The organism is Nocardioides sp. (assembly GCF_030019515.1).
In the GTDB taxonomy this organism is placed as follows: domain Bacteria; phylum Actinomycetota; class Actinomycetes; order Propionibacteriales; family Nocardioidaceae; genus Nocardioides.
The window spans coordinates 21,480-31,949 of the sequence record NZ_JASEEQ010000023.1; the positions used below are offsets into that span (position 1 = coordinate 21,480).

11 protein-coding genes are annotated in these 10,470 nt (G+C 70.6%); 10 read left to right on the forward strand and 1 reads right to left on the reverse strand.

What is annotated here, in order from left to right; translation table 11 throughout:
- Nucleotides 1–384 precede the first annotated feature (384 nt).
- The 10 genes from QMC84_RS21470 to QMC84_RS21515 all read left to right on the forward strand — a co-directional run bounded on the left by QMC84_RS21470 (nucleotide 385) and on the right by QMC84_RS21515 (nucleotide 9,622).
- The gene (locus tag QMC84_RS21470; protein ID WP_300378533.1) at nucleotides 385–1,464 is read left to right on the forward strand and encodes a sugar ABC transporter substrate-binding protein; all 1,080 of its coding nucleotides are present in this window, start codon (nucleotides 385–387) and stop codon (nucleotides 1,462–1,464) included.
- Nucleotides 1,465–1,505: 41 nt separating this feature from the next.
- A complete protein-coding gene (locus QMC84_RS21475) occupies nucleotides 1,506–3,065 on the forward strand; it encodes a sugar ABC transporter ATP-binding protein (RefSeq protein ID WP_300378535.1) in 1,560 nt (519 codons plus the stop codon).
- The gene (locus QMC84_RS21480; protein WP_300378537.1) at nucleotides 3,062–4,057 is read left to right on the forward strand and encodes an ABC transporter permease; all 996 of its coding nucleotides are present in this window, start codon (nucleotides 3,062–3,064) and stop codon (nucleotides 4,055–4,057) included. The genes QMC84_RS21475 and QMC84_RS21480 overlap by 4 nt, the downstream gene beginning before the upstream one ends.
- 166 nt (nucleotides 4,058–4,223) lie before the next feature.
- Nucleotides 4,224–4,691, forward strand: coding sequence for a hypothetical protein (locus tag QMC84_RS21485; protein ID WP_300378539.1), 468 nt, complete (start codon nucleotides 4,224–4,226; stop codon nucleotides 4,689–4,691).
- On the forward strand, nucleotides 4,688–5,527 hold the full coding sequence (locus QMC84_RS21490) for an SDR family NAD(P)-dependent oxidoreductase (protein WP_300378541.1): 840 nt from the start codon (nucleotides 4,688–4,690) through the stop codon (nucleotides 5,525–5,527). Before QMC84_RS21485 ends, QMC84_RS21490 begins: the two co-directional genes overlap by 4 nt.
- Entirely contained in the window at nucleotides 5,527–6,510 is a 984-nt protein-coding gene (locus tag QMC84_RS21495) for an alcohol dehydrogenase catalytic domain-containing protein (RefSeq protein WP_300378543.1), read from the forward strand. Before QMC84_RS21490 ends, QMC84_RS21495 begins: the two co-directional genes overlap by 1 nt.
- Nucleotides 6,507–7,490 carry a thiamine pyrophosphate-dependent dehydrogenase E1 component subunit alpha gene (locus QMC84_RS21500; protein WP_300378545.1) on the forward strand — a complete coding sequence of 328 codons (984 nt, stop codon included), beginning with the start codon at nucleotides 6,507–6,509 and terminating at the stop codon, nucleotides 7,488–7,490. Before QMC84_RS21495 ends, QMC84_RS21500 begins: the two co-directional genes overlap by 4 nt.
- Nucleotides 7,487–8,476: an alpha-ketoacid dehydrogenase subunit beta gene (locus QMC84_RS21505; RefSeq protein WP_300378547.1), complete on the forward strand. Its 990-nt coding sequence runs from the start codon at nucleotides 7,487–7,489 to the stop codon at nucleotides 8,474–8,476. Before QMC84_RS21500 ends, QMC84_RS21505 begins: the two co-directional genes overlap by 4 nt.
- A gap of 28 nt (nucleotides 8,477–8,504) precedes the next feature.
- Entirely contained in the window at nucleotides 8,505–8,879 is a 375-nt protein-coding gene (locus QMC84_RS21510; protein ID WP_300378549.1) for a hypothetical protein, read from the forward strand.
- Nucleotides 8,879–9,622: an SDR family oxidoreductase gene (locus QMC84_RS21515; protein ID WP_300378551.1), complete on the forward strand. Its 744-nt coding sequence runs from the start codon at nucleotides 8,879–8,881 to the stop codon at nucleotides 9,620–9,622. The genes QMC84_RS21510 and QMC84_RS21515 overlap by 1 nt, the downstream gene beginning before the upstream one ends.
- Before the next feature lie 44 nt (nucleotides 9,623–9,666).
- Here the strand turns inward: QMC84_RS21515 and QMC84_RS21520 are convergent.
- A partial coding sequence (locus tag QMC84_RS21520; RefSeq protein WP_300378553.1) for a 2-oxo acid dehydrogenase subunit E2 occupies nucleotides 9,667–10,470 on the reverse strand: 804 nt, incomplete at its 5' end.

Sequence of the window (10,470 nt, forward strand, 5' to 3'; positions counted from 1 at the left end):
CGGGACAGTTCGCGATGCCCGTCGAGCCGTCGGGGAACGCGGTCGACCAAAACACCTGCCACGAGACCGCCGTCTCACCGCACGCGGTCTGGGACGTGCCGATCCGCTTCGCGTGGATGGTTCCGTTCGGGACGCGTTCGACGACGCCCTGGTCGATCCGCCAGCCGGCGTGGCGCGCGACCGTGCGCCAGGGTTCGCGGCTCTGGGGGCGTGCTCGTGGTGGGGGCGTCGTGGTGCTGGCCTCCGAGCGCTGGGCGTCCGGTAGGGGTAGGAGCGAGGTCACAATCTGATATTGACATCGAAGTCGGAATTATGCGAGTGTGCGGCGACCGCCTGTGGCGGAGGACACAAGCTCGGGAACTCTCTCAGCGAAAGGCATTCCAGATGCGCAAGATCGGACTGGGCCGCAAGGCGGCCCTGATCGTCGTCGGGGCATTGCTCGCCGGTGGATCTCTCACCGCCTGCAGCAGTTCGGCCGACAAGAGCTCGGGCGAGTCCTCGGAGCAGACGTCGTCCAACGCCGGGTCAGGCGACGCGAGCGGTTCCGTCGAGGACCTGACGATCGGACTCATCTCCCACAACATCGCGTCGCCGGGCATCAAGCTGTACCGCGACGTCTTCACCGAGCTCGCCGAGGCCCGCGGGTGGACCGTGAAGAGCGTCGACACCTCGGGCGACGTCGTCGCTGCCGTCAACCAGACGAAGCAGTGGGTCGACGAGGGCGTCGACGTGATCGTCAACGACACCGTGCCGAACGACCTGATGACCGACGGCATCAAGGCCGCCAACGCCGCTGACATCCCCTGGTTCTCGGTGTCGTCGGGTGGAGGCGTCGCGGGTGTGGCGAACGAGGTCGAGGCCAACGAGTACCAGAGCGGCGCTCAGCTCGCGCTGGCCATGGTCGACGCGATGGGCGGCGAGGGCAACATCCTCCGCCTGACCTGGAGTGGCCTCCAGTCGATCCGCGAGCGCTCCGCTGCTCTCGACGCGATCACCGCCACCCGTGAGAACGTGAAGGTCGTCGACACCATCGAGCTCAAGGTTCCGGGCTGGGCCGACGACTCCTACAAGCAGGTCACCAACTACCTGCAGACCCACGACGACGTCGACGCAATCTGGATGCCGTGGGACGACTTCGCCGTCGACGTGTCCCGCGCAGTCGAGGAGTCGGGCCAGGACGACATCATCATCGGTGGCTTCGACCTCGACGACTCCGCGGCCGATCTGCTCCGCAAGGGCGGTCCGTTTGTGATGACCAACGCGCTCAACATCCCGGCGATGGCCTCCAAGTCCATCGCGCTGATCGAGGCGGAGGCCTCGGGCCAGGACGTCCCGACGATGTCCTACATCCCGAACTGCCTCGCGACCCAGGACAACATCCCGGACCAGGGCGGTCGCGACTCCGTGGAGTTCTGGACCAAGTGCTACGAGGAGCCGCTCGGTCTCCTCGCCGACCTGAGCTGACGCGGAACGCTGCCCCGGGGACGGAAGGAGACACGCCGACGATGGACAACACGGTGAGCGGCCTCGACACTGCGGGCGCGGTGCCGGTCCTCGACGTACGTGACCTGGTCAAGGACTACCCGGGGCAGCGGGCGCTCGACGGTGCTGCGTTCGAGGTGCGGCCGGGGGAGATCCACGGTCTCCTCGGCGAGAACGGTGCCGGCAAGTCGACGCTGATCAAGTGCGTCGGCGGGGTGATCCGCCCCACCTCCGGCGAGATCCGTGTCGCCGGAGAGGAGGTGAGCCTCCGTTCGGCCAAGGACGCTCATGCGCTGGGCATCAGCATCATCCACCAGCAGTCCAACCTCGTGGGGCCGCTGTCGATCGCCGAGAACCTGGCGATCGGCACCTCCTCCTCGTTCCTCGTGCGACCGCGCGCGGAACGCCGCCGGGTGAAGGAGATGCTCGACGAGGTCGGCCTCGACCTCGACCCGCGCACTCTCGTCGCGTCCCTCCGGCCGCACCAGAGCGCGATGGTCGCGGTCGCGAAGGCGCTGCACTCCCGCGCGAAGCTCGTGATCCTGGACGAGCCGACCACGGCGCTCTCCGCGGAGGAGACCGACATCCTGTTCGGCCAGATCCGCGCACTGGCCAGTCGAGGCACGGCGTTCGTGTATGTGTCGCACCGTCTCGGCGAGGTGTTCCGCCTCGTCGACCGCGTGACGGTCCTGCGCTCCGGTCGCCGGATCGGCACGTGGGAGGCGCCGGCCGACAACCAGCCGGCGATCCTCGACGCGATCGTGGGAGACAAGGTGCCCCACCGGGCGGAGCAGTCCAGCGGACCGGCGCGCGGCCGACCCCTGCTCGAGGTCCGCGACCTCGCCGTCGAGCCGTGCACGGACGTCGCATTCGTGGCGCACGAGCACGAGGTGGTCGGCCTGGCCGGTCTCACCGGCTCGGGTGCCGAGGAGGTCGCGACCGTGCTGTCGGGCGCAGCGCGGCCGTCCAGCGGAACCGTGCTGGTTCGCGGCGAGGAGGTCCGCCTGGGCCTTCCCCGCCGGGCGATCCGCGCCGGCATCGCGTCCATCCCGAAGGACCGTCATCGCGAGGCGCTGCTCCCGGGGTTCACCATCCGGGAGAACATCAGCCTCGCTTCCTCGGGTCGGTTCCTCACCGACCCCGTCTCGCGCACGGTCCGGGCGGGGCGCGAGCGGCGGGCGGTGGCTGAGGCCATGCAGTCGCTCCGCGTGAAGGCGAGTGGGCCACAGCAGAACGTCTCGACTCTCAGCGGCGGCAACCAGCAGAAGGTCGTGATCGCTCGCTGGCTCCTCGAGGACTTCGCGGGCTACGTCTTCATCGACCCCTGCGCGGGCGTCGACATCGGCGCGAAGGCCGAGATCTACAACATCATCCGCGAGCGCGCACGCGAAGGCGCGGCCGTCGTCTTCACCTCGTCCGAGGCCGAGGAGTACCAGCGCGTGTGCGACCGGGTCCTGGTGTTCCACCGGGGCCGCGTGGTCGCCGAGCTGGTCGGCTCCGAGATCGACGAGAACGCGATCGTCCGCTACGCGCTCCAGCCACCCGCCGAACACACCCCCAAGCAGAAGGAAACGGTCTCATGAGTGCATCGGTCGCAGCGGCGCCGAAGGCGCGCCTCGACGTGGTTGGAATCGTCAGCAGGTGGGGGACGGTCGGCAGTCTCGTCCTCCTGGTGGTGTTCTTCTCGCTGAAGGAGGGCGACGCGTTCGCCAACAGCCGGAACTTCATCAACATCCTCAACCAGGTCTCGATCCTGGCGATCCTGGCGGCGGGCCTGACGGTCTGCCTCACCATGGGCCTGTTCGACCTGAGCATCGGCTCGATCGCGACTCTGGGTGGCTATCTCGCCCTCAGGTGGGGTGCCGAGGGAGCCTTCGGTCTGGGGCCGTACGGCGTCTTGCTCGTCGTGCTCCTCGCTGCGATCGCCATCGGCGTGGCCAATGGGGTGATCGTTAGCTATCTCGGGGTGTCGGCGTTCATCGCCACGCTCGCGACGGCCTCGATCCTGGACGGCATCGCGCTCGGCTACTCCGATACCGCCACCGTGCAGGTGGGCATCCCGTTCCAGATCCTCGACCTGGGACAGGCCAAGCTGGGTCCGATCCCAGCACCGGTCGTGATCATGGCCGTGGTCATGGTGGTCCTCTGGTTCTTCCTCGAGCGCACGCAGATGGGCCGGCACATGTACGCGATCGGCGGCAACCCGATCGCCGCGCGCCTGGCCGGCGTCCGCATCCGATACTACGCGATCCTGGCGCTCTCGATCTCCGCGGTGTGCGCGGTCCTCGGCGGCACGGTCGCCGACGCGATCATCGGCGCCGGTCGGCCGTACGGCGTCGGCTCGGTCTATCTCCTCGACGCGTTCGCAGCGGCCTTCATCGGCGCCGCGACCTTGCGGCCCGGGCGGTTCCACATGTTCGGCACGCTGGTCGGCGTCCTGCTGCTCGGCGTGATCAACAACGGCCTGTCGATCATGGGCGCCGAGACGTTCTGGCAGTACATCGTCAAGGGCGTCATCCTCATCGTCGCGGTCTTCCACTCCGGAGCCGTCTCCATGCGCCGGCAGGGGGTGTGACCGGATGACGCTGGCCGTCTCGGCCTCCATCAGTGTCCGTGCGGACGGTGACGCCGTGGAGCTGCTCAGTGGCGCATGCGGTGCCTGCCCGCCGTGTCGGCACGGACGCGCTGACCACTGCCTCTCGCCCGGACCGGGGGCCGTGGCCGTGCGCTGGTCCGGCGCGGTGGACGAGCCCGATCTGGCGGCGTGTGCCGCGGCGATCCGCACGGTGGAGGCGCTCGCCCGGTCGAGCGCCGGCCCGCGGATCGGCCTGGTCGGCAGCGGTGTCGTGCGTGACGTCGTCAGCGCGTGCTTGGCTGGCCTGCCGGACGTCTCCGTTGTCGAGCCGCACGACCACGAGCGCGGTCGCGAGGAGGTACGTCGCCTGTCGACCGCCCTCCGCACCAGCCCGTCCGGCCGCCCGAGCGACGTGGTCGTCACCCTCGACGGTGACCTGCGACTCGCCGGGCTGCTGGTTCGCCGCGGCGGCGCGGTCGTGAGCCCCGTGCCGGTGCGGGTGCCGATCCCGATGACAGCGCTGGTGCAGCGTGAGCTGACCATCGTCCCGACGCTCGACATGGCGACTCGGGCCGCGGAGTCGCCGCTGCTGGCCGAGCTCGGGCGGCGTACTCGGGAACGGGTGGCGGCGTGAGTGGGTCGGAGCGGCCGCACGTCGCGCTCGTGACCGGCGCCGGACGCCCGGGCGGGATCGGCCGAGCGATCGCCGAGCGGCTGCTGGCCGACGGCTGCACCGTCGTGATGAGCGACCTCGGCGCGCGCATGCCCGACAACCCGGACTACGAGGTGCCATCGGCGTCGGAGCTCGATCGCACGATCGACGAGCTCGGCGAGCTCGGCCCGGTGACCGGGATCCGTTGCGACGTCCGCGACGAGGCCGAGGTGGACGCGATGATCGCCTCCGTCGTCGCCGAGCACGGCCGGCTCGACGTGCTGGTCAACAACGCCGGCGTCGGTGGCGGCCTCGGTGAGGTCGTCGACATGTCGCTGGCGGACTGGCAGCTCAACCTCGACGTGATGGCGACGGGGGTCTTCCTGTGCTCCCGAGCGGCCGCCCGTCACTTCGTCGAGCGCGGTGCCGGCGGTCGGATCATCACGATCGCCTCGCAGGCAGGCAAGAGCGGCATGCCGCTGCTGGCCGCCTACTCGGCCGCGAAGTTCGCCGCGATCGGTCTCACCCAGTCGCTCGCGCACGAGCTCGGTCCGCACGGCATCACCGTGAACGCGGTCTGCCCGGGCACCATCGACACACCCCTGCTCGACCTGCCGGGCGGCCTGATGGAGGTCTACGCGCGGCGGTTCGGCATGGAGAAGGAGCGCTACCGCAGTCGCGTCACCAAGGCGATCCCGCTCGGGCGGTTCGGGCAGCCGGACGAGATCGCGTCGTGCGTCTCGTGGCTCGCGTCCGAGGACGCGGCGTTCGTCACCGGTGCGGCGATCAACGTCACCGGCGGGCAGGAGATGCACTGATGAGCGTCTCCGTCGTCTTCCAGGGGCCCGGCCGCGTCGACCTCGATGAGCGCCCGGTGCCCGAGCCGGGGCCCACCGACGCCGTCATCGCCGTCGAGGGCTGTGGCGTGTGCGGCTCCGACGTCGCCAGCTACCGCGAGGGTGCCTACGTATCGCCCGGGCAGGTGATGGGGCACGAGTTCGTCGGCTCCGTCGTCGCCGCGGGGGTGGGGTGTCGGGTCGCGGTCGGTGACCGCCTCGTCGTCCGTCCGATGCGGTCGTGCGGCCGGTGCTGGTACTGCCGCCGCGGCGACATCCATCTCTGCTCCGGCACCGCCGAGCTGAGCCTCAGCTTCGGCCTGCCCGGCGGGTACGCCGCCCACGTGCGTGTCCCGGACCCGAGCCCTGGCGTCGACGTGTTCGTGCTGCCGGCCGCGACCGACGTCCGGGACGCGATCTGGGTCGAGCCGCTGGCCGTCGCGCTGCACGCCGTACGTCTCGCCGGCCCGGTCGCCGGCCGTCGAGTCCTGGTCGTCGGCGCCGGCTCGATCGGGCTCTGCCTGCTCACGGCCGCTCGCCTGTCCGGGGCGACGACCGTCGTGGCCGAGCCCCGGGACGTGCGCCGCGACCTCGCCGCCGCGCTCGGCGCGGACGCCGTGGTCGCGGGCGCCGCAGAGCTGGCTCCAGGGAGCGTCGACGTCGTGCTCGACGCCACCGGCGTCCCGGCCGCCCTGCAGGCGGTCGTCGGCTCGACCCTTCCGGGAGCGTCCATGGTCCTCGTCGGCGTCACGCACCGGGACCTCGACCTGCCCGCGGACCGCTGGGTGCGTGGCTCCTTCGGCTACCAGGAGGACGACTTCGCCGCCGCCGCCGAGCTGGTCGCGACCGGCCGGGCCCGCCTCGGGCGTGCGGTCACCCACGAGTTCTCCCTCACGTCCTTCGACGAGGCGATGGAGGTCGCCGCGTCCGATCCTCGAGCAGGAAAGGTGGTCGTCAGGCCATGACAGCGGTCAGCTCGGACACCCGGGTCACCGATGAGCGAGGGATGCTGCTGCGTCTCTACCGCGAGATCGCGCGCGGGCGGGCGCTCGAGGACGTGGTCCACCAGCTGGTGCAGGAACGCTCGTTCCGGGGCTTCTTCCACCCGGGACGCGGGCAGGAGGGTGTCCAGGCCGCGGTGTGCGCAGCGCTCGAGCGAGACGACTACCTGCTCTACGCCCACCGTGGCCTCACCTACCTCACCGCCAAGGGCATGGACCCGGTGGAGATCCTCGGCGACTTCCACGGCCGCGTCGTCGGCAGCACCCGGGGTCTCGGCGCCGGCACCGTGCACTGCGTCGACCCCGAGCTCGGGATCATGGGCCAAGGTGGCACGCTCGGCAGCAGCTTCACCCTGTCGGCCGGCCTGGCGATGGCGAGCAAGTCGCTCGGTCAGACCAAGGTCGCCTGCGCGTTCTTCGGAGACGGGGCGTCTGCGCGTGGCACCTTCCTCGAGGCCGGCGTGACGGCCAAGGCCTGGGGGCTACCGGTCGTGTGGGTCTGCGAGAACAACGGCTGGGCCGTCTCGGCCCGCGTCCAGGACGTCCAGGGGACCAGCGACATCGCGCCTCGTGCCCGAGCTCTCGGCTTCCACACGCAGGTGGTGGACGGCCAGGACGCCTTGGCCGTCTACGAGGCCGCACGGGAGGCGGTGACCCAGGCGCGCAATGGCGTACCGGCGTTCATCGAGGCCAAGACCCAGCGGATCGACGGCCACTACACCGGCGACATGCAGCCCTACCGCGACCGCGACGAGGTCGCTGCCGCCAAGGCCCGCGACCCGCTCGACCTCGCCGGCGCACGCCTCACCGAGCTCGGCGAGGACCCGGCCGCCCTCGCCCAGATCCGCGAGGAGGCCCGAGCCGAGATGACCGCAGCGGACGCCGCTGCCCGACAGTCGCCGTTCCCCGACGGCTCGCGCATCCACGAAGGGTTGTGGGCATGACCGAGACCAAGCCGATCACCTACGCCTGGGCGATCAACCACGCGATCGACGAGGAGATGCAGCGCGACCCGACCGTCTTCCTCATAGGACAGGACGTCGGCCGGATGGGCGGCGTCTTCGGCCTGACCCGGGGTCTGTTCGACAAGTACGGTGCCGAGCGCGTTCGCGACGTGTCGATCGTCGAGCACCTCGTCGTCGGTGGCGCCGTCGGCGCGGCGATCGGCGGGATGCGCCCGATCGCCGAGGTCCAGTTCGCGGACTTCCTGCTGCTGGCCGGCGACGAGAGCTTCCACAAGATGGCGAAGTGGCGCTACATGCACGGCGGCCGGCTGACGGTCCCGATGGTCGTCCGTGCACCCTGCGGCATCCAGGGTGGCGTCGGCGCCGAGCACTCCCAGTCCCCCGAGGCGCACTACTGGCACACGCCCGGGGTGAAGATCGCCGTACCGTCCAACCCGGCGGACGCCAAGGGCCTGCTCAAGTCGGCGATCCGCGACGACAATCCGGTCATCTACTTCGAGAACCGGCGCCTCTACCGCAACAAGGGCGTCGTCGACCCGGATCCTGAGCTGCTCGTGCCGTTCGGGCAGGGCACGGTCGCGCGCGAGGGCACCGACGTCACGATCGTCGCCTGGTCCGCGATGGTGCCGGCCGCGCTCGAGGCCGCCGAGATCCTCGAGCGCGAGCAGGTCAGCGTCGAGGTCGTCGACCCTCGGACCTTGGTGCCCTTCGACATGGAGACGGTCGCTGCCTCGGTCCGCAAGACGTCGCGGCTCCTGGTCCTGCACGAGGCGTCGCTCACCGCCGGGCCGGGTGCCGAGATCGCGGCGCGGGCAGCGGACGAGCTCTTCGAGCTGCTCGACGCGCCCGTGAAGCGGCTCGCCGGCACCGACAACCCGATCCCGCAGAACATGGCGCTGGAGCCGTTCTGCTACCCCCAGACCGACGAGATCGTCTCGACGGTCCGTGACCTCGCCAAGTGGTGAGGCGCCGAGCGACGAAGGAGCTGACACGGTGATCCGCTGGGTCTACCTGATCAAGTACCCCGAGGGGGTGCCGGTCGCGGACGGTGAGCGCTGGTACCTCGGCACGCACACCCAGGAGGCGAAGCAGATGGCCGAGCACGGCCTGGTCTCCTACAAGACCTGGCGCGCGCTGACCGCGCCGATGGGCACCAAGAGCCGGCCCGCCGAGTTCCTCAACCAGTGGGTGCGGGTGACCGAGCTGGTCTTCCGCGACTGGGACGCCTACCGGGCGTCGGTCATCGACGCGCCGATCGAGTACAGCGGCGCGCCCTACGGCGACAAGGGGTTCGAGTACACGACGGTGTTCCTCGGTGCCGAGGAGCCGGAGTACGACCTCCTCCGGCAGGTGCCCCGGGTCGGCTAGTGGTCACCACCGGCAAGCCCGTCGCGCTGGTCACCGGCGGGGCGTCCGGGATCGGCCTCGCCTGTGCCCGCCACCTGGCCCGTCGAGGGTGGACCGTCGTCGTAGCAGACCTCGACCGGGGAGCTGTCGACGCGACGGCCGCCCAGCTCGGCGACGGCCACCTGGGTCTCGAGGTGGACGTCACCGACGGGAGTCAGGTCGACCACCTCGTCGCTGGCGTCGTGGACCGATTCGGTCGTATCGATGGCGCGGTCAACAGCGCGGGAGTCCTCGGTGCCAGACTTGCGCTGGCGGAGACCCCGGTCGACGAGTGGCGACGGGTGATGGCAGTCAACGCCGATGGCGTCTTCCTCTCCCTGCGGGCCGAGATCAACGCGATGCGTGCGGCCGGGATACGCGGCGCCATCGTGAACGTGGCTTCCATCATGGGAGTCGTCGGGTCGCCGCTCGCTGCTGCGTACGTCGCCAGCAAGCATGCCGTCGTGGGCATGACCAAAGCCGCGGCATGGGAGTACGCCGGGGACGGGATCCGCATCAACGCGGTCGGCCCCGGCTACACCGACACGCCCCTTCTTGCTCATCCGATGGCCGAGCGCAGCGCGGAGCTGGCCGCCAGACATGCCTTCAACCGGGTGGCCGAGCCCGAGGAGATCGCCTCGGCGATCTGGTTCCTCCTCTCTGAGGAAGCCCGGTTCATCACCGGGGCCTTCCTCCCCGTCGACGGGGGCTTCACGGCGCGCTGACCCCGACTGGCGCGCCTCCGTCGGGCGCAGGAGCCCTCGCCGGGTCAGGGCCTGAGCAGCGCCGCCCAGTCCCGCGTCTCGAGCTCAGACCTGATCTTGGCGAGGAAGGCCGCGGCGTAGGCACCGTCCATCGCCCGGTGGTCCCACGACAGCGACAGGTGGCCGACGTGGTGGATCGCGATCGACTTGGTGCCGTCGGTGGTCGTGACCACGACCGGCTGCTCCGAGATCCCCTCGACGCAGAGGATGGCGACCTCCGGAGGATTGACCAGGGGGGTGCCCGCGAGCGTTCCGTACCCGCCCGGATTCGTGATCGTGAACGTGCTCCCCGTCAGCTCGTCATGGCCGAGCTGGCGCGCGCGGGCCCGGGTGGCCAGGTCCGCTGTCCGCGTGGCGAGCGCCTCGATCCGCAGCTCCTGTGCCCCTCGGACGACCGGCACCATCAGCCCCTGGAAGTCCAGGTCGACGGCGATGCCGAGGTGGACGGCCGGGTGCACGCGCAGGCCGTCGCCGACCACGGACGCGTTCACGTGGGGGAACTCCTCGATGGCACGGATCACGGCCATCGAGACGAAGGGCAGGTACGTCAGGGACTGCCCGGTCCGGTCGCGGAACGCCGCGCCGTACTGCCGGCGAGCCCGGAAGACGTTCTCGTAGCTCACCTGCATCACGGTGGTCACCTGCGGGATCGTCTGCGCCGAGAGCAGCATCCGCTGACCGGTCACCTTGCGGATCCGGCTGAACGGCAGCCAGTGCGGGTCGTCGACCGGGTCCGGCCCGACGGTCGGGGCGAGCGGGCGCGCCGGGGCCGCAGCCGGCGCGGGCGCGGGCTCCGGCGTCGGCGCGAG